This window comes from Achromobacter sp. E1 (genome assembly GCF_037039475.1).
GTDB lineage: Bacteria > Pseudomonadota > Gammaproteobacteria > Burkholderiales > Burkholderiaceae_B > Achromobacter > Achromobacter mucicolens.
In genome coordinates this window covers 5,951,024-5,975,307 of sequence record NZ_CP146253.1, presented here as the reverse complement: position 1 = coordinate 5,975,307, position 24,284 = coordinate 5,951,024, and the positions used below count along the sequence as shown (strand labels likewise).

At 63.0% G+C, this 24,284-nt stretch carries 20 protein-coding genes; 10 read left to right on the top strand and 10 right to left on the bottom strand.

Translation table 11 applies throughout. The features are described 5' to 3' along the window. Positions 1 to 390 precede the first annotated feature (390 nt). From rpmH to V6V88_RS27605, 5 genes are all read left to right on the top strand, one after another. Positions 391 to 525, top strand: coding sequence for a 50S ribosomal protein L34 (rpmH, locus tag V6V88_RS27625; protein WP_006228069.1), 135 nt, complete (start codon positions 391 to 393; stop codon positions 523 to 525). Between the two features lie 107 nt (positions 526 to 632). Further along, positions 633 to 1,004 (top strand): ribonuclease P protein component, encoded by a 372-nt coding sequence (locus tag V6V88_RS27620; protein WP_056327643.1) that lies wholly within the window; start codon positions 633 to 635, stop codon positions 1,002 to 1,004. Beyond that, on the top strand, positions 1,001 to 1,273 hold the full coding sequence (gene yidD, locus V6V88_RS27615) for a membrane protein insertion efficiency factor YidD (protein ID WP_056327642.1): 273 nt from the start codon (positions 1,001 to 1,003) through the stop codon (positions 1,271 to 1,273). The genes V6V88_RS27620 and yidD overlap by 4 nt, the downstream gene beginning before the upstream one ends. Before the next feature lie 48 nt (positions 1,274 to 1,321). Beyond that, entirely contained in the window at positions 1,322 to 2,998 is a 1,677-nt protein-coding gene (gene yidC, locus V6V88_RS27610; protein WP_062839302.1) for a membrane protein insertase YidC, read from the top strand. 283 nt (positions 2,999 to 3,281) lie between these two features. After that, positions 3,282 to 4,727 (top strand): catalase, encoded by a 1,446-nt coding sequence (locus V6V88_RS27605; RefSeq protein WP_056327640.1) that lies wholly within the window; start codon positions 3,282 to 3,284, stop codon positions 4,725 to 4,727. A gap of 81 nt (positions 4,728 to 4,808) precedes the next feature. Here the strand turns inward: V6V88_RS27605 and V6V88_RS27600 are convergent, their stop codons facing one another. The 10 genes from V6V88_RS27600 to V6V88_RS27555 form a co-directional block, all read right to left on the bottom strand. Then, positions 4,809 to 5,687, bottom strand: a complete 879-nt coding sequence (locus V6V88_RS27600; RefSeq protein WP_338617121.1) for an ABC transporter permease — start codon at positions 5,685 to 5,687, stop codon at positions 4,809 to 4,811. 11 nt (positions 5,688 to 5,698) lie between these two features. Continuing rightward, complete coding sequence (locus V6V88_RS27595; RefSeq protein ID WP_338619742.1) at positions 5,699 to 6,529, bottom strand: ABC transporter ATP-binding protein; 831 nt, start codon at positions 6,527 to 6,529, stop codon at positions 5,699 to 5,701. Between the two features lies 1 nt (position 6,530). After that, positions 6,531 to 7,574 carry an ABC transporter substrate-binding protein gene (locus V6V88_RS27590; RefSeq protein WP_338617119.1) on the bottom strand — a complete coding sequence of 348 codons (1,044 nt, stop codon included), beginning with the start codon at positions 7,572 to 7,574 and terminating at the stop codon, positions 6,531 to 6,533. 43 nt (positions 7,575 to 7,617) lie between these two features. Then, on the bottom strand, positions 7,618 to 8,526 hold the full coding sequence (locus V6V88_RS27585) for a TauD/TfdA family dioxygenase (RefSeq protein ID WP_223573751.1): 909 nt from the start codon (positions 8,524 to 8,526) through the stop codon (positions 7,618 to 7,620). Positions 8,527 to 8,704: 178 nt separating this feature from the next. Next, positions 8,705 to 9,904, bottom strand: coding sequence for a M20 aminoacylase family protein (locus tag V6V88_RS27580; protein ID WP_223573749.1), 1,200 nt, complete (start codon positions 9,902 to 9,904; stop codon positions 8,705 to 8,707). 111 nt (positions 9,905 to 10,015) lie between these two features. Then, entirely contained in the window at positions 10,016 to 11,032 is a 1,017-nt protein-coding gene (locus tag V6V88_RS27575) for an oligopeptide/dipeptide ABC transporter ATP-binding protein (RefSeq protein ID WP_081100900.1), read from the bottom strand. Further along, on the bottom strand, positions 11,029 to 12,039 hold the full coding sequence (locus V6V88_RS27570; RefSeq protein WP_338617116.1) for an ABC transporter ATP-binding protein: 1,011 nt from the start codon (positions 12,037 to 12,039) through the stop codon (positions 11,029 to 11,031). Before V6V88_RS27570 ends, V6V88_RS27575 begins: the two co-directional genes overlap by 4 nt. A gap of 11 nt (positions 12,040 to 12,050) precedes the next feature. Continuing rightward, a complete protein-coding gene (locus V6V88_RS27565; protein WP_056327777.1) occupies positions 12,051 to 12,971 on the bottom strand; it encodes an ABC transporter permease in 921 nt (306 codons plus the stop codon). Then, on the bottom strand, positions 12,971 to 13,945 hold the full coding sequence (locus tag V6V88_RS27560) for an ABC transporter permease (protein ID WP_062839296.1): 975 nt from the start codon (positions 13,943 to 13,945) through the stop codon (positions 12,971 to 12,973). Before V6V88_RS27560 ends, V6V88_RS27565 begins: the two co-directional genes overlap by 1 nt. A gap of 19 nt (positions 13,946 to 13,964) precedes the next feature. After that, complete coding sequence (locus V6V88_RS27555) at positions 13,965 to 15,551, bottom strand: ABC transporter substrate-binding protein (RefSeq protein WP_223573743.1); 1,587 nt, start codon at positions 15,549 to 15,551, stop codon at positions 13,965 to 13,967. A 115-nt stretch (positions 15,552 to 15,666) separates the two neighbouring features. On the opposite strand from V6V88_RS27555, the gene mnmE reads away from it, so the two are divergent. The 5 genes from mnmE (at position 15,667) to V6V88_RS27530 (ending at position 24,264) form a co-directional block, all read left to right on the top strand. Then, on the top strand, positions 15,667 to 17,019 hold the full coding sequence (mnmE, locus tag V6V88_RS27550; protein WP_338617113.1) for a tRNA uridine-5-carboxymethylaminomethyl(34) synthesis GTPase MnmE: 1,353 nt from the start codon (positions 15,667 to 15,669) through the stop codon (positions 17,017 to 17,019). Positions 17,020 to 17,172: 153 nt separating this feature from the next. Beyond that, positions 17,173 to 19,245, top strand: a complete 2,073-nt coding sequence (gene tssI, locus V6V88_RS27545; protein WP_338617111.1) for a type VI secretion system tip protein TssI/VgrG — start codon at positions 17,173 to 17,175, stop codon at positions 19,243 to 19,245. After that, positions 19,242 to 20,189, top strand: a complete 948-nt coding sequence (locus V6V88_RS27540) for a hypothetical protein (protein WP_280004033.1) — start codon at positions 19,242 to 19,244, stop codon at positions 20,187 to 20,189. The genes tssI and V6V88_RS27540 overlap by 4 nt, the downstream gene beginning before the upstream one ends. Continuing rightward, positions 20,186 to 23,458: a T6SS effector BTH_I2691 family protein gene (locus V6V88_RS27535; RefSeq protein ID WP_338617109.1), complete on the top strand. Its 3,273-nt coding sequence runs from the start codon at positions 20,186 to 20,188 to the stop codon at positions 23,456 to 23,458. The genes V6V88_RS27540 and V6V88_RS27535 overlap by 4 nt, the downstream gene beginning before the upstream one ends. Then, a complete protein-coding gene (locus V6V88_RS27530; RefSeq protein WP_338617108.1) occupies positions 23,458 to 24,264 on the top strand; it encodes a DUF6708 domain-containing protein in 807 nt (268 codons plus the stop codon). The genes V6V88_RS27535 and V6V88_RS27530 overlap by 1 nt, the downstream gene beginning before the upstream one ends. Positions 24,265 to 24,284 lie beyond the last annotated feature (20 nt).

Here is a 24,284-nt window from a genome sequence, read left to right as displayed (position 1 = left end):
GTCGCTCTTATTCAAACCTCGATTCTACCTTGCCTGGGCTGGGGTTATCCACAGGGAGGGCCATAAGCGTCTACATGGCGCCCCCTTAACTGTTTGACAAGACAGGGAAAACTTGCTGAAATGGTGGGCTTTTCCGAATTCTGTCTGTCAGAAGGTTTCGCAGAAAGCTGGCCGGACACGCTCCTACAAGAGCAATTTGTCCGGTTTTTAGCTTTGCTGAATAGGTCGCCCGAGATGAAATTCTCGGTACAGAGCCCCGTCTTAGAGTCGTTTTTCGCACCGGTTGCGAAACCCGTTGCAAAAATGCTCCTAGATACCCGCTTCTGCTTAGCGCGACGTGGAACCCTCCGGGCAGGTCCCTTCTGACTTTGTTCTTTTTGTGGATCGTCCATGAAACGCACCTACCAACCTTCCGTTACCCGCCGCAAGCGCACCCATGGCTTTCGCGTGCGCATGAAAACCCGCGCTGGCCGCGCGATCCTGAGCGCCCGTCGCGCCAAGGGCCGCAAGCGTCTGGCCGTCTAAGTCCAGTTTTCCGGTTTTCCGGAATCTGACTTTCGCACGGACCGACCATATTGCAAGACCTCTCGCAATCCTGTCCCGGTTCCGCGCAACCGCCTGACCCGCAGTCCATGCCGCGCTCCACGCTTCCTCCGGAGGCGCGGCTGCATCGCCCCTCCGAGTTTGCCGCCGCCCTCAAAGGCCGGCGTCTTGCCCGAGGGGCATTCTTCATTGTGAGCGCGGCTCCCAATGATCTGCCTCCCGGCCAGGACGCCTGTGCTCGCCTGGGGCTCGTCATCGCCAAGCGGTTTGCCGCCCACGCCACCACGCGCAACGCCTTGAAGCGGGTCATCCGCGAAGCGTTCCGCCATCGGCGCCTGGCGCTGCCGGCGAAAGATTACGTCGTGCGCCTGCACAGCAAGGTCGCTCCCGCCACGCTCACGGCGCTGAAACGCGCCGCCAGAGCCGAAGTGGACGCTCACTTTGAGCGCATCGCGCGATGATCAAGGCTCTACTCATTGCCCCGATCCGGTTCTACAGGTTTTTCCTGAGTCCCTGGATTGGCAGGCAGTGCCGTTTTACTCCGACCTGCTCGGCGTACGCGATCGAAGCGATCGAGCGCCACGGTGCATGGCGCGGCTTCTGGATGGCGGTCCGGCGCATAGGCCGGTGCCATCCCTGGTCACCCGGCGGACTGGATCCGGTTCCGCCGGCCAAGGGAACCAACGACGCCCGGTGCTGCTCCCACAGCCACCGCATCGAGCACGATTGACGCTAAACTGGCGGGCTTTGCTGGCCCGTATTCACTTCAGTAGGCACCATGGATATCCGACGAACCGTCCTCTGGATGATTTTTTCCTTTTCGCTGTTGCTCCTTTGGAACAACTGGCAAATCCATAACGGCAAGCCGTCGCTGTTCGGGGCCCCGCCCGCGGCCAGCACGACCGAATCTCCGGCAGCCGCCAACAATGCGACGCCGTCCGTGCCCAGCGCGCCGACCGCGACTGCCGCACCGGCCTCCACGGTGCCTGGCGCCGCTACCCCCGTCCCCACGCGTTCCGAAGAAGTCGTCATCACCACCGACGTGCTGCGCCTGACCTTCGACACGATGGGCGCCCAGCTGGTGCGCGCCGAGCTGCTGAAGTATCCGGCCACCGGCCAGCCCGACAAGCCCACGGTGCTTCTGGACCGCTCGGCGGGCCTGAACTACGTGGTGCAGACCGGCGTGGTCGGCGCACCCAGCGGCCAGAGCTTCCCCACGCACCAGACGCCGTTCCGCCTGGTCTCGCAAGAACGCGAACTGACCGGCGACAACCTGGTCGTCACGTTCGAAGGCGAATCCGGCGGCGTGAAGGTCACCAAGACGTTCACCCTGCATCGCGGCCGCTACGACATCGACGTGCGCCATGACCTGGCCAACGTCGGCGCCGCCCCCGTGGCCCCGTCCCTGTATCTGCAGATCGAGCGCGACGGCAACGATCCGGCCGATACGTCCAGCTTCTATCACACGTTCACGGGCTTTGCCGTCTACTCGGAACAGGACAAGTTCCAGAAGAGCACGTTCAGCGACATCCAGAAGAAGAAGGCCAGCTACATCAAGCAGGCGGACAACGGCTGGATCGCCGTGGTCCAGCACTACTTCGCCACGGCCTGGGTGCCCCCGCAAGGCAAGCCGCGCACGAACGAACTGCTCGAAGTCCAGCCGAACCTGTACGCCGGCCGCAGCATCGAAGCCGTCGGCGAGATCGCCCCGGGCGCTGCCGCACGTGTCGACTCGCACCTGTGGGTCGGTCCGCAAGACCAGAAGGCCATGGCCGCGCTGGCCCCGGGCCTGGAGCTGGTCGTCGACTACGGCTGGCTGACCATCATCGCCAAGCCGCTCTTCACGCTGATGACCTGGCTGCATTCCATCCTGGGCAACTGGGGCTGGACGATCGTCGCGCTGACCGTGCTGATCAAGGCCGTGTTCTACCCCCTGGCCGCCGCCAGCTACCGCTCGATGGCCCGCATGAAGCAGGTGGCTCCGCGCCTGCAGGCCCTGAAGGAAAAGTACGGCGACGACAAGCAGAAACTCAATGCGGCCATGATGGAGATGTACCGCACCGAGAAGATCAACCCGCTGGGCGGCTGCTTGCCGATGGTGGTTCAGATTCCGGTGTTCATCTCGCTGTACTGGGTGCTGCTGGCCAGCGTGGAAATGCGCGGCGCGCCGTGGATCCTGTGGGTGCACGACCTGTCCGTCCGCGATCCGTTCTTCATTCTGCCCGCCATCATGATGGCCACCATGTTCCTGCAGATCAAACTGAACCCGACGCCGCCGGATCCCATCCAGGCCAAGGTCATGATGATCATGCCGCTGGTGTTCGGCGGGATGATGTTCTTCTTCCCGGCCGGCCTGGTGCTGTACTGGTGCGTCAACAACATCCTGTCGATCGCGCAGCAGTGGTCCATCACCCGCGCCATCCAGAAGAAATCGGAAGTGGCGGCCAATCGCTGATCGCCCTTCAGGAACAAGAAACCGGCCTTTCGAGGCCGGTTTTTTTTCGCCCGCTGCGATTGAAGCGCGGAAGGCACATTCAGCATTTTCCATGCCCACAAGGCATATACATAGGTATTACTTATCGGCAAAGCAGGATCAATCAACTTCACACAGCCCACCGTGGCACCTATGATGGCTCTGAATTTGCCCTCCGGCGTCCTGTGCGCCGGAGTTTTTGCTGCAACGCGCGCGGCCCGCAAGGCGGATCCGCGACATCCAGGAATGACTTAGGGAGTGTGCCATGACCGACAAGAAGCCTTTGACCACCGCCTCGGGCGCCCCAGTGCCGGACAACAACAACACCTTGACCGCCGGCCCCCGCGGTCCCGCCCTGCTGGAAGATTTCTGGCTCATTGAAAAACTTGCCCACTTCGACCGCGAACGCATCCCCGAGCGCGTCGTCCATGCCAAGGGCTCCGGCGCCTACGGCACCTTTACCGTCACCCACGACATCAGCCGCTACACCCGCGCCAAGATCTTTTCCCAGGTCGGTAAGCAGACGCCGCTGTTTCTGCGCTTTTCGACGGTCGCCGGCGAACGCGGCGCCGCCGACGCCGAACGCGACGTGCGCGGATTTGCGATCAAGTTCTACACCGAGGAAGGCAACTGGGACCTGGTGGGCAACAACACGCCGGTCTTCTTCATCCGCGACCCCCTGAAGTTCCCCGACTTTATCCACACCCAGAAGCGCGATCCGAAGACCAACCTGCGCAACGCCACGGCCGCCTGGGATTTCTGGTCGCTCAACCCCGAATCGCTGCATCAGGTCACCACGCTGATGAGCGATCGCGGCATCCCCGCCAACCTGCGCCAGCAGCACGGATTCGGCTCGCACACGTTCAGCTTCATCAACGCCAACAACGAGCGCTTCTACGTGAAGTTCCATTTCAAGTCGCAGCAGGGCATCGCCTGTCTGACGGACGAGGAAGCCGCGCAGGTCGTCGCCCATGACCGCGAAAGCTCGCAGCGCGACCTGTTCCAGAACATCGAAGAGGGCAACTTCCCGAAGTGGACGCTGAAGGTGCAGATCATGCCCGAGGCCGAAGCCGCGACGTATCACATCAACCCCTTCGACCTGACCAAGGTCTGGCCGCATGGCGACTATCCGCTGATCGAGGTCGGCGTGCTGGAACTGAACCGCAACCCCGAAAACTACTTTGCCGAGGTCGAGCAGGCCGCGTTCACGCCGGCCAACGTGGTGCCGGGCATCGGCTTCTCGCCGGACAAGATGCTGCAGGGCCGTCTGTTCTCGTATGGCGACACGCACCGCTATCGCCTGGGCATCAACCATCACCAGATCCCGGTGAACGCGCCCAAGTGCCCGTTCCACAGCTTCCATCGCGACGGCGCGGGCCGCGTGGACGGCAACGCCGGGGCCACGATCAACTACGAGCCCAACAGCGCGGGCGAGTGGAAGGAAACCCCGTCTGCCGCGGAACCGCCGCTGGCGCTGGACGGCCAGGCCGCGGCCCGCTGGAACCATCGCGTCGACGACGACTACTACTCGCAGCCGGGCGCGTTGTTCCGCCTAATGACGCCGGCGCAGCAGGAGCAGCTCTTTGGCAACATCGGCCGCCACATGGCGGGCGTGCCCGAAGTCATCCAGCGCCGCCAGCTGGATCACTTCAAAAAGGCCGACCCGGCCTATGCCGAAGGCGTGGCCAAGGCGCTGGGGCTGAAGCTGTAAACGTTACGCGCCGACCATGAAAAAAGGGGGCGGCATCATGGCCGCCCCTTTTTCATTCTGATCGCTCGATCGCTGCAACAATCACCGCTGCATCCCCCAACGCCGCACCGTCAGCCGTTCCAGCGTCTCGAACGCCAGGTTTTCCACAAGCAGGCCAATGATGACCACCGCGGCCAAGCCTGCGAACACCCGGTCTGTGTATAACTCGTTGCGGTTCTGAAAGATGTACCAGCCCAATCCGCCCTTGCCGCTGGATGCGCCAAACACCAGTTCGGCCGCGATCAGCGTGCGCCAGGCAAACGCCCAACCAATCTTCAGTCCGGCCAGAATGGCGGGCAGGGCGGCCGGCACCAGAATCTGCAGCACATAGCGCAACCCGGTCAGCCCGTAATTGCGCCCCGCCATCCGCAGGGTGTCAGACACCCCCAGAAAGCCCGCATACATGTTCAGCGCCAGCGCCCACAGTACCGAGTGGATCAGCACGAACACCAGGCTGCCTTCGCCCAGGCCGAACCACAGCAACGCCAGCGGCAGCAGGGCGATCGCCGGCAGGGGATTGAACATCGCCGTCAGCGTGGACAGCAGATCGCGGCCGAACCGCGTGGACACCGCCAGCGTCGTCAGCACAAAGGCCAGCACGACACCCGCCAGGTAGCCCTGCACCAGCACGCGCATCGACTGACCGGCGCGCGCCAGCAGCTCACCGCTGGTCACGCCCTCGACAAAGGCCTGGGCGGTCTGCCAGGCGCCGGGCAACAGCAGGTCGTTGTCGGTATAGCGCGCCGCCAGTTCCCACACCACCGCCAACAGGGCAAGGATCACGCCCTTGCGCAGGGCGGCATGCTGCCACAGCCGTTCGTGCCAGGGCAGCGGCGTCTCGGCGGCCTGCGGGGGCAGGGGCGGCAGGTCGTATTCCACCTCGGGGCGGATGAACGCCGATCCGGCATGGCCAATGCTCATGCGCGCTCCTTTCATGCCGCCGCGCGCGCGGCCTGAGCCAGCGGCGGGATATCGAACAACAGGTCGTGAATGCGGCGCGACGCCGATTGAAAAGCGGCCGATCCCTGGCTGTGCAGGTCAAAGGCATGCGCGTTCAGTTCGGCGCGCACGCGGCCCGGGTGCGGGGAGAGCAACAGAATGCGGCTGCCCAGCACCAGCGCCTCCTCGATGGAATGGGTGACAAACAGCAGCGTGAATCGCACGTCGTCCCACAGCGTCATCAGTTCCTCCTGCATGCGCCGCCGCGTCAGCGCATCCAGCGCGGCAAACGGCTCATCCATCAGCAGCACGCGCGGCTGCATGGCCAGCGCACGCGCAATGGCCACGCGCTGCTTCATGCCGCCGGAAAGCGTATGCGGATAAGCATCCGCAAACGCCGCCAGCCCGACCTTGTCCAGGTAATGCATCGCCCGTTCGTCGGCCTCGCGCCGATTGAGCTTGCGAGACGCCACCAGCGGAAACGCTACGTTCTGGCGCAACGTCTTCCACGGCGGCAGCTGGTCGAATTCCTGGAACACCACGATGCGGTCCGGGCCCGGCCCTTGGACCGTCTTGCCGTCGATCGCGATCCGTCCCTCGGTCGGTTCGACGAATCCGGCGACCGCCTTGAGCAGCGTCGATTTCCCGCAGCCGGACGGCCCCAAAAGGATGAATCGTTCGGCGCCATGCACGTCGAAGCTGACCTGATGGGTCGCCCGCACCCGCCGTTCGCGCGTCTTATATTCGATAGACACCTTATCCACAGCCAGCAAAGGCGCCGGCCGTTCAACGTTATCCACAGGGGTGGCGCGGCTCACTGCCATGTCAGCTTCCCTGCGCCGTGACGGGATCGTCGAAGAAGTAGTCGCGCCAGCTTGCCGGCGCATGCTTGATCGCGCCGACCTTGTGCATGAACTGCGCCAGCGCGTAAGTGTTCTGCGGCGCCAGCTTGAACTGCACGTCGGGATTCTTGATGACCTTGACGAGGAAGTCGCGGTCCTGCTTGGCGCCCGTGACCCGCAGATAGATGTCCGCCGCCTGTTCCGGATGGGCCGCCGCAAAACTGGCCGCCTCTTTCAATGCTTCCTGGAAGGCCTTGTAGGTCTTGGGATTCTCGCGGCGGAATTTCTCGGTGGCAAAGAGCACGGTGGACGAACTGGGCCCGCCCAGCACGTCGTACGAATTGAGCACGATGTGCGCCTTCGGGTTTTCGGCCAGTTCCTGCTCCTGGAAGGGCGGGTTGCCAAAATGGCCCGTGATTTCCGTGCCGCCGGCAATGATGGCCGCCGCCGCGTCAGGGTGCGGCAGCGCCACCGAGATCTTGTCCAGCTTGTTGTACTGCGCATCGCCCCACAGCTTGGCCGATGCCAGTTGCAGCACACGCGATTGCACCGACACCCCCACCGCGGGCACGGCGATGCGATCCTTGTCCGTGAAGTCGGCAATCGTCTTCACGTTCGGATTGTTGGTCACCAGGTAGTACGGGAAGTTGCCCAGCGACGCCACGCCCTTCACGTTTTGCTTGCCGTGCGTGCGATCCCAGATCGTCAGCAGCGGTCCCACACCCGCCCCCGCGATATCCACAGCCCCGGACAGCAGCGCATCGTTCACGGCCGAGCCGCCGGACAGCTTGGCCCATTCGACCGAGATATCCACACCTTCGGCCTTGCCATGCTTTTCGATCAGTTGCTGGTCCCGGGCGACGTTCAGCAGCAGATAGACGATGCCGTATTGCTCGGCAATCCGGATGCGTCCTTCGGCCTGGGCGGGCGTGGGCGAAGCCAGCGCCAGCACGGCGAGCATCAGCGCCAGGCCGGCGCCCGTGGCGGTCTGGACCAGTCGATCCCGTAGCGTGGAGGTCAAACGCATGGCGTTCCTTGTGGATAAGTGGGGTGAGGTCATGAACGCGGCGTCAGAAGGGCGCATCGCCCTCGATCGTCGTGCGGTAGAGCTTGCGGCGCAGGTGATCGGGCGTGCCGCCGGCCAGGTGGATCAGCGACCGGTTGTCCCAGAACACCAGGTCATGCGGCTGCCACTGGTGGCGGTAGATATGTTCTGGCCGCACGCTGTGGATAAACAACTCGTTCAGGAGCGCGCGGCTTTCGTCGTCCGGCAGGCCCTCGATCCGGGTGGTGAAGCCTTCGCTCACAAACAGCGCGCGCCGGCCGTTCTCGGGGTGCGTGCGCACCACCGGATGCACCACCTCCTGCACCTGCGCAATTTGCGCTGCACTCAGATTCGGGCGCCAGTTGCCTTCCTTCTGCAGTTGGCCGTATTGCGCCAGGTAGGAATGCACGCCGCGCTTGCCGTCGATGGCGTTCTTGAGCGCCTGCGGCAGCGTGTCGTAGGCCAGGTGCATGTTCGCGAACAAGGTGTCTCCGCCTTCGGCAGGCAGTTCCTGCGCGTGCAGCAGCGAACCCAGGCTGGGCAGTTCCTTGTACGAGATATCCGAATGCCAGTATTTTCCCGCGTCGCCCAGACCGATGGGCTTGCCGTCTTCCACGATGTTCGAGACCGTCAGGATCTCCGGATGACCGGGCAGATGGAATTGGTGCAACACGTGGATCATCAGGCGGCCGAAGCGGCGGCTGAAATCGATGTGCTGTTGCGGCGTGATGCGCTGGTTGCGAAACACCAGCAGGTGATGGTCCAGGTGCGCCTTGTGCACGCGGGCAAAATCGGCAGGCGCCAGTTCACGCGACAGGTCTAGGCCGATGACCTCGGCGCCCAGCGGACCGGACAGGGGGCGCACGTCGAACGTTTGCGTGTCAGGTTGGGAGGCGGCGTGCGCTTCGCGCCGCAAGGCATTGCTCTGGGACATCGGTCGCTCCGGTTCGCCTTATCGGCATGGCAGGAACGACCGATTATGAAAACGCCGCCATCCATCTCAAACGAAGTTATCGGCGTTTGATCAAAGCTTTACGTCATATAGCAAAAAGCCGCGGGGACGCCCCGCGGCTTCATGGCCAACCGCATATAAACAAATAGCGGATCGGTCGTTACCGGGCCGGCAAGAACGCCTCGACCAGCTTCACCCAGTACGTCGCGCCTACCGGCAGCAACGCGTCGTTGAAGTCGTAGTTGGGATTGTGCAGCTGGCACGGACCCATGCCGTGATAGGTTTCCATGCGGTGGTCGCCGTCGCCATTGCCCAGGAACAAATACGAGCCCGGCACGGATTCAAGGAAGAACGAAAAGTCTTCCGCCCCCATGAACGGCGGCATGTCGCGCATCACGTTCTCCGCGCCAAAGGCGTCTTCGGCGACCTTCGCCGCAAAGGCGGTTTCCTTTTCCCAGTTCACCAGCGGCGGATACGCGCGCACGAAATCCAGCTCGCCCGTGCCGCCATACACCTGCGGCAAGGTGGTCGCGATGCGCCGCATGTCGGCTTCGATCTTGTCCAGCGTGTCCACCGAATACGTGCGCACCGTACCGCGCAGCACGGCTTCGCCGGGAATCACGTTGTAGGCATCGCCTGCGTGGATCTGCGTGATCGACAGCACCGCCTGCTCCAGCGGATTCTTGCTGCGCGAAATGACCGTCTGCAGCGCATGCACCATGTCGGCGGCCACGATGATGGGGTCGACCGACGAATGCGGCTGCGCGGCGTGGCCGCCGACGCCCTTGATGACGATGTCCCAGCGGTTGCTGGAGGCCATCGTGGGGCCGGACCGGAACCCGAACTGGTTCACCGGCATGCCGGGCATGTTGTGAATGCCGAAGACCGCATCGCAGGGAAACTTGTCGAACAGCCCGTCCTGCATCATGGCGCGCGCCCCGGCGTTGCCGCCTTCCTCGGCCGGCTGGAAGATGAACACCACGGTGCCGTCAAAATTGCGATGCGTCGACAGATACTGCGCGGCGCCCAGCAGCATCGTCGTGTGGCCATCGTGGCCGCAGCCATGCATGCGCCCGCTGATCGTGGATTTGTGGGCAAACCGGTTGTGCTCCGGCATCGGCAGCGCATCCATGTCGGCGCGCAGGCCGATGGTCTTGCCGCCGCTGCCGGCGCGCAGAATGCCCACCACCCCGGTTTTCCCCAGCCCCGTGTGGACTTCCAATCCCCAGCCGCGCAGGCGCTCGGCCACCAGGTTGGAGGTGCGCGTTTCCTGATACGCCAGTTCGGGATGGGCATGGATATCGCGCCGCAGCGCAGTCAGGTCCCCGTGTACGCGTTCGATTTCGGCAATGGTTTTCATGGCTGTGGATAAGCTGTCTGGGTGAATGGATGACGCATGCGCAAAAGGCTTGCTGGTGCGGGAATTCTCGCGCCGCCCCGCGTCTCGCGTCCAGCCCTTTTTCGGCGCAGGTCAGGCGCCATCGTTCAAATGGCAGGCGCTGAACTGCCCGGGCGCCACTTCGCGCAGGAGCGGGCGCTCCGCCTTGCAGCGCGGCATCGCATGGGGGCATCTGGGGTGAAACGCGCAACCGGAGGGCGGATCCAGCGGCGAGGGCAGCTCGCCGCGAATGGGTTGATAGGCCCGTCGCCCGGGCGTCAGCGTGGGCAGCTCCTTGAGCAGCGCCTGCGTGTAAGGATGGTTGGCGCGCGCGAAGACCGTATCGGTATCGGCCAGTTCGACGATGCGTCCCAGATACATGATCGCCACGCGGTCCGAAATGTGGCTCACGACGCTGAGATTGTGGCTGATGAACAGATACGTCAGGTCCAGGTCCGCGCGCAGTTGCTCGAACAGGTTCAGCACCTGCGCCTGGATCGACACATCCAGCGCAGCCACGGCCTCGTCGCAGACGATCACCGAAGGCTTGAGCGCCAGCGCCCGTGCAATGCCGATGCGCTGGCGCTGGCCGCCCGAGAACTGATGGGGATAACGCTGTGCAAAGCTCGGATCCAGGCCAACCTGACGCATCAGCCCAGCCACGTACTCCAGCTTGTCGCGCGAGGCAATCAGGCCGTGCGCCGCAGGCGCTTCGCCGATGATGTCGCGCACCCGCATGCGCGGATTCAGGGACGCGTACGGATCCTGAAAGATCATCTGCACGCCCAGTTCGTACGCGCGCCGCTCGGCGCCCTTCATGGCATGCACGGGCCTGCCCTGATAGTGCACCTGGCCCGCAGTGGGCGGCAGAATGCCCGACACGATGCGGCCCAATGTGGATTTTCCACAGCCCGATTCGCCAACGATGCCGATCACTTCGCCGGGTTTGACCGCCAGGTCCACGCCCGCCACGGCGTGCACCACCTGCGTCTTCAGGCCCGCACCCAGCAGGTTGGCGATGCGGCCGGCCAGATCCACGGGTTGCACGAAGCGTAGTTCGACTTCGTTCAGCGCGAGGATCGGCGTGGGATTGATTGCAGCTTCGGTCATAACGTGTCCGGCGCTCCGGCATGCCAGCAGCGCACCCATTGCGCCGGGCGGACTTCGACGGGCGGCGGTTCGGTAAGACACGCGTCCGTCGCGCGTGGACAGCGCCCCCGGAATGCACAGCCCTGCGGCAGGTTCAAGAGCGACGGCGTCATGCCGGGAATCGGCACCAGCGGCTTGCCCCGCGACGCCGGCGTCGGAATCGACGCGATCAACCCATGCGTATACGGATGCATCGGATGGCTGATGACCGCCTCGGTGCTGCCCGTTTCCACGACACGGCCCGCATACATCACCGACACACGGTCGGCCAGGCCCGCCACCACGGCCAGGTCATGCGTGATCCAGATAAGGCCCGTGCCCGTTTCGCGGCAGAGCTTCTGCACTTCGAACAGGATCTGCCCTTGTATCGTGACGTCCAGCGCGGTCGTGGGCTCGTCCGCAATGATGAGGCGCGGCGAATTCAGGAGCGCAATGGCGATCGCCACCCGCTGGCGCATGCCGCCGGACAGCTGATGCGGATACGTGCGCAGGCGCTCTTCCGGGGAGGGAATGCCCACCATCGCCAGTGTCTGCAGCGCGCGCTTTCGCGCCGCTTCGCGCGAGACCTTGGCATGCGCCTGCACCGCCTCGATCATCTGCGTGTCCACCCGCAGTACCGGATTGAGCGTCATCATCGGATCCTGGAAGATCATCGCAATCTCCTGTCCCCGCAACTGACGCCATCGCGCCGGCGTGGCCGCGCGCAGGTCCTCGCCGTTCAGCCTAAGATCTCCGTCGACGATGCGCCCGGGCTCATCCAGCAGGCCCATCAACGAAAAGCCCGTGATGCTCTTGCCCGATCCGGACTCGCCCACCAGCCCCAGGATCTCTCCTTCGGCCAGCGTCAGGTCCACGCCATCCACGGCCTTGACCACGCCATTGCGCGTGAAGAAATGCGTCTTCAGGCCATGCACCTCAAGCACGGCGGCCTGGCCCGGCACGGATCGCTGCGCTGCGTTTGTCTGCATCGCCCCCGTCCTCAATTCGCGTGCCGCGGGTTGAGCACATCGCGCAAGTGGTCGCCCACCAGGTTGATGGCGATGATGGCCAGCGCCAGCGCAATGCCGGGAAAGAACGAAATCCAATACTGGCCGGAAAGCAGGTACTCGAAGCCGTTATAGATCAGCATGCCCAGCGACGGCTCGGTGACCGGCACGCCCACGCCCAGGAACGACAGCGTTGCCTCCAGCGCAATCGCATGCGCCAGGTCGATCGTGGCGATCACGATGAGCGGCGGCATGCAGTTCGGCAGCACGTGCCGGAACAACACGCGCGACCACGACAGCGACATGCACCGCGCCGCCTCGACGTATTCCTTGCCGCGCTCGACCAGCGCGGCGCCACGCGCGGCCCTCGCAAAATACGCCCATTGCACGACGATGAGCGCGATGATCACCTTGTCCACACCCTTGCCCAGAATGGCCAGCAGCATCAGCGCCACCAGGATCGCCGGGAACGACAACTGGATATCCACAACCCGCATCAGCAGGGCGTCGATGCGTCCGCCAAAGTACGCGGCAATCAGCCCGACCGTGGCGCCAATGCCGAAGGCGGCCAGCACCGACACCGTGGCCACCATCAGGCTCGTGCGCATGCCGTAGAGAATGGCGGAAAAAAGGTCGCGCGCCTGGCCGTCGGTGCCCAGCCAATGCCGCATCGAACCATCCCCGCTTTCGCTGCCCGGCTTGAGCTTCGAATCCATGATGTCCAGGCTGGCCAGATCATAGGGATTTTGCGGCGCGATCCACGGCGCCAGCAGCGCCGCCCCCACGATCACGACCAGCATCACCAGACCCAGCGTGGCCAGCTTGCTGGCAAAGAAGTCCGACACGAAACGGCGCCAGGGCGACTGCTCTTTCGTGGGCGCCGGGGGCGAGGCAGCGGTGGCGGGCGTATTCATCATCGGCGGCTATCCAGGCGTACGCGGGGGTCCAGCACCGTGTAGATGATGTCCACCACCAGATTCAACATGACCAGGAAGAAAACGATCAGCAGCAGATACGCCACCACCACCGGCCGATCCAGGTTGATGATGGAATCGATCAGCAGCTTGCCCATGCCCGGCCACGAAAACACGGTCTCCGTCACGACGGCAAATGCCATCACCTGACCGAACTCCAGGCCGGCCACCGTCACCACGGGAATCAGGATGTTCTTGAGCAGATGCACGCCCAGGACGCGCTTTTCAGACAGGCCCTTGGCGCGCGCGAACTTGATGTAGTCCATGGGCAGCGCCTCGCGCGTGGCGGCCCGTGTCACGCGGATGATCATCGCGCACTTGGCAAACGCGATGGTCGCGGCGGGCAGGGCCAGGCTCAGCCAGCCGTCCAGCGTCAGCACGCTCAGTTGCAGCGAGCCGATGCTGACGGTGTCGCCGCGGCCGCCGGCCGGCACCCAGCCCAGCATCACCGCAAACACCATGATGAGCATCAGGCCCACCCAAAAATTGGGCAGCGAAAATCCCAGCACGGAGCCCGTCATGATCGCGCGCGACCCCACCGCCGCGGGTTTCAAACCCGCCAGGATGCCGAGCGGCACGCCGATCAGCACCGACAGCAGCATGGCCACACAGGCCAGCTCGACCGTCGCCGGCATGCGCTCCAGGATCAGGTGCATGGCCGGCTCGCCGGTCAGGAAACTGTTCCCGAAATCGCCGCGCACGGCCTGGCTCATGAAAATCAGGTACTGCCGCCACAAGGGCTGGTCCAACCCCAGCGATGCACTGATCGCGGCGCGCTGCGCCTCGGTCGCTTCCGGACTGGCCAACATCGAGACCGGATCGCCGACCATGTAAATGCCGGCAAAGACCAACGCCGACATGACAAGCATGACGACGATGGTCTGCAGCAGCCTTCTGACAATGGTTGCAAGCACGAGATATCGCCCGGCGCGCTTACTTCTTCAGCGTAGCGTTCTGTGCCAAGGTGACCTGGTCCGGACGGCCTTGATAGCGGATGTCGTTCTTCATCGCCCAGACCGACAGCTCGAAATGCACGGGCAGCATCGCGAAATCATCCATGGCGATATTGCTTGCCGTGGACAGCAGCTCCGCGCGCTTGGCGTCATCCATCGTGGACGAAGCCTGCTTCACCAGTTCATCCATCTTGGGGTTGGAGTAGCGGCTGCGGTTCGTCGTGCCCTGGCCCGCTTCCGGATTGCGCGTCATCAGCAGCGACGTCAGCGCGTTCGACATTTCACCGCTGGTCACCGACCAGCCCGCCAGGTAAGCCGAGAACGAGTAGCTGTCGCGGTTCTTGAAGAACACCGGGGGCGCCATCGCATCCACGCTGGTCTTCACGCCGATGCGCGTCCACATCGATGCAATGGCCTGCGCCACCTTCGAATCGTTGACGTACCGGCCGGACGGCGAGCCCAACGTGATCGAAAACCCGTTGGGGTAGCCCGCTTCCTTGAGCAGCGCCTTGGCCTTTTCGACATCGGCCTTGGGGGCCTTCGAATGTTCCTTGCTGGCGCCGAACATCGGATACGGCAGCAGGTTGCCCGCGGGCAGGGCGACGCCGCCCATCACGCGTTCGACCAGCGCATCGCGATTGATCGCCAGCGACAAGGCCTCGCGCACGCGCTTGTCCTTCATCGGATTCTTGTCGGTGCCCTGCACGCCGGGCGAGGGCTCCGCGTACTGGTCCAGCGCCACGTACACCACGCGCACCGACGGCGTTTCCTCGACAAAGAGCTTCTTGTCGGACTTGAGCTTGGGCAGGTCGTCGGTGGGAGGATCTTCGATCATGTCCACGTCGCCCGCCAGCAGCGCGGCCACGCGCGCCGCCGCATTGCTGATCGGACGATAGACCACGCGATCCCATTCGGGTTTCTTACCCCAATAGTTGTCATTGCGCGCCAGCACGAACTCCGCGCCGCGCTTCCAGGACACGAACTTGTAGGGCCCCGTCCCGATCAGCCCGTCGCCGCTGTTCAATTCGGTCGTGGTCTTGCCTTCCGCGGCGGGACCCGACGCGGCCTTCTTCGACATGATGGGCAGCTGCGCCAGGTTGACCAGCAGATTGGGCGCGACGTCCTTGGTGGTGATGCGGATCGTCATCGGATCGACCGCTTCGGTCTTGGCGACAGATCCCAGATACAGCGTGAACGGCGAGGGGCTGTTGGGCACCTTCGGGACGCGGTCGTACGTGAAGACGACGTCCTCGGCGGTGAACGGCGTGCCATCGGAGAACTTCACGTTCGGGCGCAGCTTGAAGGTCCAGACCTTGCCATCGACCGTCCAGGATTCCGCCAGCGACGGCTGAGGCTTGAGCTGCGCGTCGGTGGCGACAAGCGTATCGAAAATGGTTTGGGAGATCTGCGTGTTCGGCGTCAACGCGTGGTATTGCGGATCCATCGAAGACGGCTCGGTCTTCAGTCCTATCACCAGGTCGCGGGCCATGGCCGCACTGAATGTGCCACAGGCCATCACCACCGCGGCAGCGCCGCTGGCCAAGACACGCGAAAACCGAGATGCCATCGTGATCTCCCAGAGTTGTTTCGGGTTTTGAACCTCGGGGCCACAGTAACCAGCAAACAACGCGCCGCGCAACAGTTATATTCCCCTATTGTTTCGCCTTGTCATCTACGTCGATATGTCCGCTTACGCCCCCATTGCCGCCATTGCCACCGCTCCCGGAAGAGGCGGCATCGGCGTCGTGCGCATTTCTGGTGCGGACCTGTCCGAATTGGTGCGGCGCCTGTTTCAGCGCGATCTCACCCCCCGCCATGCGCACTATCTTCCCTTCAAGACCGTCGAAGGCGAACTGCTGGACGAAGGCATCGCCATCTACTTTCGCGCGCCGCATTCCTACACTGGCGAAGACGTGCTGGAACTGCAGGGCCACGGCGGCCCGGCCGTGCTGCGCCGCGTGCTGGACAGCTGCCTTGCCGCCGGCCGCGACCTGGGCGTGCGACTGGCCGAACCCGGCGAATTCACGCGCCGCGCCTTCCTGAACGACCGCATGGATCTGGCGCAGGCCGAGGCGGTGGCCGACCTGATCGAAGCCTCGTCGGTCGCGGCCGCGCGCGGCGCCATGGCGTCGCTGTCAGGCGAATTCTCGGCACGCGTCAACGACCTGTCCGAGCGCATCATTCACCTGCGCATGCTGGTCGAGGCGACGCTGGATTTTCCTGAAGAAGAGATCGACTTCCTGGAAAAGTATCAGGCGCGTCCCACCCTGGACGCGTTGGCCGGCGACCTGTCCGCGCTGATCGCGCAAGCACGCCAGGGCGTCATCCTGCGAGAAGGCCTGCATGTGGTGTTGGCAGGCCAGCCCAACGTGGGCAAGTCCAGCCTGCTCAATGCGCTGGCGGGCGACGACATCGCCATCGTCACCCCCATTGCCGGCACCACGCGCGACAAAGTGGTGCAGGAAATCCATATTGATGGCGTGCCGCTGCATATTGTCGACACGGCCGGCCTGCGCGAAACCGAAGACACCGTCGAGAGCATCGGCATCGCCCGTACCTGGCAGGAAATCGAACGCGCCGACGTCATCCTCCATTTGCAGGATGCCACCCAGCCGGGCGACGAACTCGACGCGCAGATCACCGCGCGCCTGCCCGCCCGCACGCCGGTGCTGAAGGTATTCAACAAGGTCGACCTGCTGCCCGAGCCTTTCGTCCCCGGTCCCGGCGAACTGGGCATCTCGGCCAAACGCGGCGCCGGCCTCGACGCCCTTCGCGCCGAGCTGCTGCAGATCGCAGGCTGGAACCCCGGCGCCGAGTCGCCATGGCTCGCGCGAGAACGGCATCTGCATGCATTGCAGGAGGCTGCCGAACATCTGGAACTGGCCGCCGCGCATGCCAGTCAGGACGACCGGGTGCTGGACCTGTTTGCCGAGGAACTGCGGCTGGCGCATGACAGCTTGTCGAGTATCACTGGCAAGTTCACCAGCGATGACCTGCTGGGAGAGATTTTTTCCAGTTTTTGCATCGGGAAGTAGTCAGGTCTTCGCCCGCAACATGCTTGCGCACATCGATTTTTTTAATTAATAAGACTCTTCTGATTTACACGAAATATCGGCGGCTTTTACAACCGGTGGTGCCCTTTGGCACCAAGGACGACCCGAGCGGTCTGTCCCAACCGGAAGCTCGCCATGCCTACCCAATCCGATCTTCGCTTCACGTTCGCCATTGGCGAAGAGCCCTTCGAGGTCGTCGAGTTCTCGCTCCAGGAAGGCTTGTCCGAGCCTTTCGTGCTGCAAGCGGAACTGGCCAGCGCCAATCCCGCCATCGACTTCGGCGCGGTGCTGGACCGCGTTGCGCTGCTTACCATCTGGCACGGCGACACGCCTGTCCGGTACGTGCACGGCGCGGTGTCTTCATTCGTCCAGGGCGAAACCGGCTTTCGGCGCACGCGCTATTCGGCTGTCGTCGAACCGCGTCTGGCACGCCTCGCGCTCAGTTCTGACTGGCGGATCTTCCAGGCGCTGACCGTTCCACAGATCGCCGAGGCCGTGCTCAAGGCGCATGGCCTCACCCAGGACTACGAGCAGCGCAGCACCAACGAGCACCAGTCCCGCGAGTACTGCGTGCAAGCCGGCGATACGGACTACCACTTCGTCGAACGCATCATGCGTGAGGAAGGCTTCTTCTATTCCTTCCGTCATAGCGCCGAAGGACATCAACTTGTCCACAGCGATCGCCTCTTCATTCACGGCCGCGTGGGCGACGGGCCGGTGCAGTACAACCCCAAGCCCGGCGGCGATCAGCCGCAGCCTGCGCTGCGTCGCTTCACCTATACCGAGAACGTGCGCACCGCGCGCCAGACCCAGCGCGACTACACCTTTCACCATCCGCGCTATACCCACCAGCAAAGCCGCGATGGACGCGACCTGGACCATCAAGGCCGACGCTACGAGCGCTACGACTACCCCGCCCGCGCCAAGTTCGACGAGGCCGGCAAGCCCTTCGCCGAGAATCGCCTGCGCGGACACCGACGCGATGCGCGGGTCGCCTTTGTCGAAGGCGATGACCCGCGCCTGCAGCCTGGCGTCTCCTTCACGCTGGCCGGGCACCCACGCGAGGACATGAATCTCGGATGGCGCCCGGTCCGCATCGTCCACCGCGGCATCCAACACACGAGCCAGGCCGAAGAAAGCGCCGATGCCGCGTCAGGGACTCACTACCACTACGAGGCTGAATTGGTACCGGACGACGCCGAGTGGCGCGCAGAGCCATTGCCCCGGCCCCGCATCGAAGGACCGCAGAACGCCGTAGTGGTCGGCCCACCCAATGAAGAGATCTACACCGACGAATACGGCCGCGTGAAGGTCCAGTTCCCCTGGGACCGTCTCGGCAAGGAGGACGAACACAGCTCCTGCTGGATACGCGTATCCCAGAACATCGCCGGCGCCACGTGGGGCCACATGGCCATTCCCCGCATCGGACAAGAGGTCATCGTCTCGTACTTCGACGGCGATCCCGACCAGCCCGTGATCACCGGCCGGGTTTACAACCGCCTGCAATTGCCGCCTTACGAGCTGCCGCGCCACAAGACGCGGATGACCATCAAGACCAAGACCCACAAAGGCGAGGGGTACAACGAACTGCGCTTTGAGGACGAGATGGATCAGGAAGAAATCTACGTCCACGCGCAGAGGGACCAGAACATCCACGTCAACCACGACGAGTCGACGTTCGTGGGTCACGACCGCAGCGAGCAGGTCGAGAACGACGAAACCATCACCATCGGCCACGACCGCACGGAGACCGTGGGCAATGACGAGCAGGTGAACATCGGCCAGGACCGGCGGCACGACATCGGGCGGGACGACTTCCTGACGGTGGGACGTAATCACACCCTCTACACCGGCAAGGACCGCACCGAGGAAGTGGGCAACAACCGCCGCGACGAGACTGCGGCCAATCACTGGGTGAGTATTGGCGGGCACCAGGAGCAGAGCGTGGAGGGGCGAGCGGAACTGCGGGCGGGCCAGGCCATCCGCCGTCGGACAAGGGACTACTCTCTGCATGCTGGAGAAGCGCTCATCATCAAAGGGCCGGGTGGAACCATTCGAATAGATAGCACCGGCATAACCCTTGACGCTATCTCCATCCAGGTTAAAGGTCCGCTCAAGATGCAGGGGGGCGGCGGCGGAAATGAGCTGGCTCTGGGCTGCGAGGTTCTGGAAGGCGCACATTCTGATTGTCTGGAGCGTGCCAGATGATGCAGAGCGCCGTACAAGCATTTGCCCGTCTCGAACGCGCCCCCAGCGACTATCTTTACCTCTTGCTGGACCCGCTCGCGCCGTGCGAGCCACAAGATCCCCTTAGCCTTCAGTCGCTAACCCACGCGTTGGGCGAACAGGCGATCGCACGCGTCATCCGGCCAGACCTTGCCCATACGCCCGACGCGTGCCCGGCGCTTATACAGCTGGCCGCGCCAGAAGGCGCTGCGGACATTTCTCTGCTCGCAGCCGCCGAACGTTCCGCGCGTGATGATGCCGGCTATAAAAAGCGCTATGTGTGCGGATGGCTGACCAGTGATCAATCCCTCGCTGCGCTCACCGATCACTTGACTGCGCGCTGCCTGGATGTCGTCGTGCCTATAGCTGGAAAACGCATGACGCCGTGGTTCGAGCCGTTGCGGCTCGAACTGCTCGCGGCATCAATGGAACACGCCTTTCCTGCTCTGCTATGGCCCGTCAAACGTTGGCTTTGCCCGACCAGCTGGGGCGCCTTCACCCTACTTCGCGGCTCCCCCACCGAAGCCGGCTCGGATGCCCCTCCACTCGTTCGACAGGCACTGCAACTTGCACCGCTCGTCAGCGATTTCCTGGATGTCTGGCGCGCCGCGCTCCGATTCCCCGTGACGTATGCCCCAATGCGCTGGCGTGGCCCCACGATTCTTCCGCCCCAGGCCGCCGTGCACGCTTTCAGGATGATCCGTGACGCACAGAACTCACGCTTGCGCCTGAGCGCCGACATCATCGACCTGTGCATGCATCGCGTCTTCATTCATCCCCATCTGCCACGGCATCCAGAAATACAGGACGACATCCAAGCCGCCGTCGCAGGGCAGTCCACATTGCAAGCGCGTTTTGACAACTACGACGACTTTGCGTGGCAGCGCATCGTTGCGTCATTACCTCCGGCCGCGAGCTACACATGAGCATCAGCAAGACCCTGACCCAGGCACGGCGCCAGGCGGCGCCCAATCCCACCGGCACGTGCAGCGCGTGTGAACGTACCGGCTTACCGATCCTGCCGCTACGGCTTGCAGTCATGCCGGTCACAGGCGGACTCAAGCAACATGGCGCACTCAGTCACGAATCCATTCAGACCGCATTGCGTGTATTGCGGCAGGGGTATGTCTATGTGCTGCTGGACAAAGAAATCTGGCATGCCTATCAGGTCACGCCGGAAGGCTATCTGCGCCAGTTCAATCCATTCTCCATGCCACGGGCGGCGCCCGAGCCCCTAGCCAAAGCTTGCCTGGACGCCGGACACGATCTGCGCTCGGCATTCATCAACATCGACACCGCAGCGAACAAGCAGGCCTGGATCGCTTTTTCACAGGACCCTTGGCCGAAGGCGACACTCGATGCCTACCGCACCGGCAAGCACGCTGATGGAAAGGCACTGCCCGCTGATTATCGGCAGCGGTTCAGGGTGATCAATCTGATCACGCTCAAGCAGGATCCGACTGGTGGCGACCAGGCGCTTGCCCTTGGGCACGGTGATGATCTTGCCCAGCATGTCGCCGAGTACGCCGTCGGCACGCGCGACTTCGGTAGCGTTCATGACTGGCATCCCCGTCATGCCCGCCTTGAAGCCATGCAGGCGCAATTGCGCATGCTCGAAAAGCAGCATGGGCTTGCGAAGGGGGTTGCAGGACTCATCCTGCCCGATCCGGTGGGCATGGCCGCTGAGCTCAACAGCCTGCGTCTTTCTGTCAACACGATGCGCCAGCGGTGGCGTGAAGAGCCGACACGGCGGTATGCCTACCTCACCTCGCAGTGCCTGCTCGGAATCAAAGCTTACATCGCCCAGCAAGTAGAGGCTGCACACCCGCCGCCGCCGCCACCTAGCGACTACTGGACGTCCAGCGAATCCGGCGTCCCGCCCGTATTCCAAGACCCCGCACAACAACGTGCTGGCGTGGTCAATCGCGAGACCGGGCGTCGCATGGCCCGGCTAGAAGATCGTTACTGGGAAACCGGCCCTGCAGGGCGAAAGACTTTTCAGGATGCGTACGACAAGGAAGACGACCGCTTTCAAAAGCAGATCGACGCTTATGCAACCGACTGGGCCGACCTGGTGGCTGGCGCCAGTTGGCGCCGGATCATGGCTTTGGACTATGCGGACGCCGATGCGCGTTCGCAGCAATGCCGCCTGAGCACCACCGCGGCTTGTCTCGCAGGCGGCATCACGGATGCCCCGCCACAGCAGACAACGCCGGCGGACGAGAGCCAACCAGGCGAAAAGCCCACGCCGCAAGCGTTAGGTCCTAGCAGCAGGGCATGGAAAGACCTGCTGTCCGACGCAGGTAGCCCGGCCTACACCGCGCTCAATGGGCAATACACCGACTTGCAGCAGGCGTTCGAACCCTTGTTCTCCAACGCGATGCCATCGGAGGCAGGCAAGAAATACTATGACGCGATAAAAATGGTCGCCACCAGCAAGGAGGGAAGCGATTGGCGCCGGACGCTCGTTGTTGAATCTGCCGATCAGTTGTTGGCGGCCATTCACGATGCGAGCAATCGCCTCGAAAGCACCCTGACCATCGGCGCCAAGGCGGCTTTAGACAACCTGCAGTCCGGCGCCGCCTGGCTGTACGGTAAGGCCAGGTTCACCCAGGTCACCATCCAGCTCACGGTGGGGGAGTGCTTCGAGCTGCTCTCGAACGAGATTCGCGAGCACGCCAACTCCGCCCAAAAGGCCGCCGGCAAACGGGCACGTGCGATGTTGCTGGGCAGTCTGATCTCCATCCCGAATGCCAATGTCCGCAATGTGCTCATCGACGTCACGCTATGGGCGCATGGAACGGCAGAAGAGGTCAAGAAGCGCATCCTGGATTTCAGCCGCGAAGCCAAGGAGGGCGCGCAGGATATCAGGCAGGCTGCTGGCGCGCTTGGACAAGAGATCAACAGAGAAGCCAAGTCTGCGCTACGCCAGGTCAACGCCGGCCTGAAGAATCTGGAACCCGCTGCCGCCGCGGTGCTCGAGGGCCTGCAAGTTGGCGCGGCGAGGGCCCGTCGCGTCGTCAGCAGCACCTTTGCAAGCCTGAAGAGCTTGGCCGTGGGTAGCGTGGATGGTGGCTTGTCTTTCATCGGCCTGTATTTTCTGCAGGACAGCTTGAAAAGCACGTTAGCTGACCTGGATGCGAAAGTCGGAGCCCGGCATCCGGAGGCTGTGGCGGCGTTTTATAGCGTGGCGCTGGGCTTCATGGGAGCGAGTGTTGAAGCCGCCGGTCTGGCGATCAAGGTACCGGCGGACGCTGCCCGAGGGTTCGTGCTGCGCTGGGGTGTGGAGAAAACTCCCGTGCTCACGCGCGTCGTCGGGTTGGGTTCGAAGATGGTGATGGTGGGGGGAGCGATTTCGGCTTTGGCGGGGATTGCGGATGCTAGTGCTAGTTTTCGTGCTGCTTTGCGCGTATCCAAAGTTGGTGATGTAGGTGCCACCCATACGTACATATTTGCCGGAGGCATATCAATTTTTGGCGCAATCCTGATTTTTTTGGGATCTGCCGGGGCACTGTCGCTGTTCGGGGGATTGGGTCTAGGAATTGCTGTCGGACTTGTTGCCTTCGGGACATCGCAATTAGCACGAGGCCTCGAATCCGACTCCTTCGAGAATTGGGCTTGGCGATGCTACTTCGGCCAGGCAAAAAGCAATGATCGCTGGCGCAATCCAGGCGACATGGACGTCGCCATTGCCGCACTCAATGCAGCAGTGCTCGGCATGGATGTAGACCTTCGTTTCACTATTGAAAGAAGTGTGAGACCGATAGATGAGCTCTACATCGAAGACATAGAGGTCCTCAAGAACGGAGGCTCTTTAGAGAAAACGAACGCCCTTGTTTACAGCGCAACTCTGCCTGGATTTGATGCCGAACAATCCCGATACCGCTTTACGCTGACCATCGCGCGATTTGCTCTAGCACAAGGCGAGAAACGTACCCCCTATCTGTCCTCCCATGTCGTGGCATCCGGGCAAATCAACGATCTAGTCCCCCCGAGGCCTGCTTCCACCTTGAATAGGCCGGATTACACGCTGGACAGCGAGACTAAACCGACCCCCTCTCGGCCAGTCCTTAGTGGTCGGTACTTGCTGGATTCCCTCAACAATATCAAATCGGCAACTTTGATTGTGGCGTTCTGGCCAGACAAAAACGATAGCTCAAGCTTCGCCGCCATTGAGATGACGGAGCAACTCTAATGGCAAAACCTCAACTGAATCCCCCCTGCGTCGGCTGGCAGCGCGATCTGCCGGGTCCCAATTCCCCCCCAATCGAGCAGCCCTTGTTGCTGTGGCAAGCGCCCACGCATATGGATGAAACGTATGTCGAGTTCGCTCGGAACACGTCGAGCATTCGCGGAGTCTGCTTTTACTTTTTGCTGCTGATCGCTTGGACAATTCTTTATCACGTAGGCTTTGCCGCCAAAGACATTTATGCGACGAGTGCGAGGGCCACGAGTGTCACTCTTGAGGTTGCAGGCATCTTGCTACTGGTCGTCGGGACAATTCTGATCGGCGGCTGGACAGCGTTTGTAGTCTACCGTGCCGAGGTCTCCCCACCCCGCGATCTCCCGCTTCGCTTCAATCGCCTACGTCGCAAGGTATACGTCTATGACTTCCATTCAGTCTGGTGGAACCCCTTCGAGCGCGGGTACGTGACGACGGCGAGTTATGACTGGGACGATCTGCGCGCAGAGAAGTGGAAAGTCCGTGGCGCGACGCCTGGCGGCGGGCTCATCATCAAAGAAGGCGTCTCCATCGCGGTGGTGGAACCGGGCACCAACAACGTCGTGACGCGCTTTCACTTAAACACCGACGCTGCCAACACCTCCAACTTCTGGGCGTATGTGTGCGCCTATATGCAGAACGGCATCAACGGCCTCGACCCCGATCGTGCCGAACCTCGTGATGCCAACGACGTCGCTCCCTACAACATCGCCTTGCGTCTAGCCCCTAAGGTGCAGTGGCCCGCGGAGATGGATCTTGAATCACGAACCGCACCATGAATACTGTCGAGGCCGAAGTT

Excerpts from the sequence above, each read along its gene's own strand:
- mnmE (WP_338617113.1), top strand. The coding sequence starts at position 15,667 with ATGTCCGCTTACGCCCCCATTGCCGCCATTGCCACCGCTCCCGGAAGA.
- V6V88_RS27530 (WP_338617108.1), top strand. The coding sequence starts at position 23,458 with ATGGCAAAACCTCAACTGAATCCCCCCTGCGTCGGCTGGCAGCGCGAT.
- V6V88_RS27555 (WP_223573743.1), bottom strand. The coding sequence starts at position 15,551 with ATGGCATCTCGGTTTTCGCGTGTCTTGGCCAGCGGCGCTGCCGCGGTG.
- tssI (WP_338617111.1), top strand. The coding sequence starts at position 17,173 with ATGCCTACCCAATCCGATCTTCGCTTCACGTTCGCCATTGGCGAAGAG.
- V6V88_RS27580 (WP_223573749.1), bottom strand. The coding sequence starts at position 9,904 with ATGAAAACCATTGCCGAAATCGAACGCGTACACGGGGACCTGACTGCG.
- V6V88_RS27605 (WP_056327640.1), top strand. The coding sequence starts at position 3,282 with ATGACCGACAAGAAGCCTTTGACCACCGCCTCGGGCGCCCCAGTGCCG.
- V6V88_RS27600 (WP_338617121.1), bottom strand. The coding sequence starts at position 5,687 with ATGAGCATTGGCCATGCCGGATCGGCGTTCATCCGCCCCGAGGTGGAA.
- V6V88_RS27540 (WP_280004033.1), top strand. The coding sequence starts at position 19,242 with ATGATGCAGAGCGCCGTACAAGCATTTGCCCGTCTCGAACGCGCCCCC.
- V6V88_RS27575 (WP_081100900.1), bottom strand. The coding sequence starts at position 11,032 with ATGACCGAAGCTGCAATCAATCCCACGCCGATCCTCGCGCTGAACGAA.
- V6V88_RS27565 (WP_056327777.1), bottom strand. The coding sequence starts at position 12,971 with ATGAATACGCCCGCCACCGCTGCCTCGCCCCCGGCGCCCACGAAAGAG.
- V6V88_RS27535 (WP_338617109.1), top strand. The coding sequence starts at position 20,186 with ATGAGCATCAGCAAGACCCTGACCCAGGCACGGCGCCAGGCGGCGCCC.
- V6V88_RS27590 (WP_338617119.1), bottom strand. The coding sequence starts at position 7,574 with ATGCGTTTGACCTCCACGCTACGGGATCGACTGGTCCAGACCGCCACG.
- yidD (WP_056327642.1), top strand. The coding sequence starts at position 1,001 with ATGATCAAGGCTCTACTCATTGCCCCGATCCGGTTCTACAGGTTTTTC.
- V6V88_RS27620 (WP_056327643.1), top strand. The coding sequence starts at position 633 with ATGCCGCGCTCCACGCTTCCTCCGGAGGCGCGGCTGCATCGCCCCTCC.
- V6V88_RS27595 (WP_338619742.1), bottom strand. The coding sequence starts at position 6,529 with ATGGCAGTGAGCCGCGCCACCCCTGTGGATAACGTTGAACGGCCGGCG.
- V6V88_RS27585 (WP_223573751.1), bottom strand. The coding sequence starts at position 8,526 with ATGTCCCAGAGCAATGCCTTGCGGCGCGAAGCGCACGCCGCCTCCCAA.
- yidC (WP_062839302.1), top strand. The coding sequence starts at position 1,322 with ATGGATATCCGACGAACCGTCCTCTGGATGATTTTTTCCTTTTCGCTG.
- rpmH (WP_006228069.1), top strand. The coding sequence starts at position 391 with ATGAAACGCACCTACCAACCTTCCGTTACCCGCCGCAAGCGCACCCAT.
- V6V88_RS27570 (WP_338617116.1), bottom strand. The coding sequence starts at position 12,039 with ATGCAGACAAACGCAGCGCAGCGATCCGTGCCGGGCCAGGCCGCCGTG.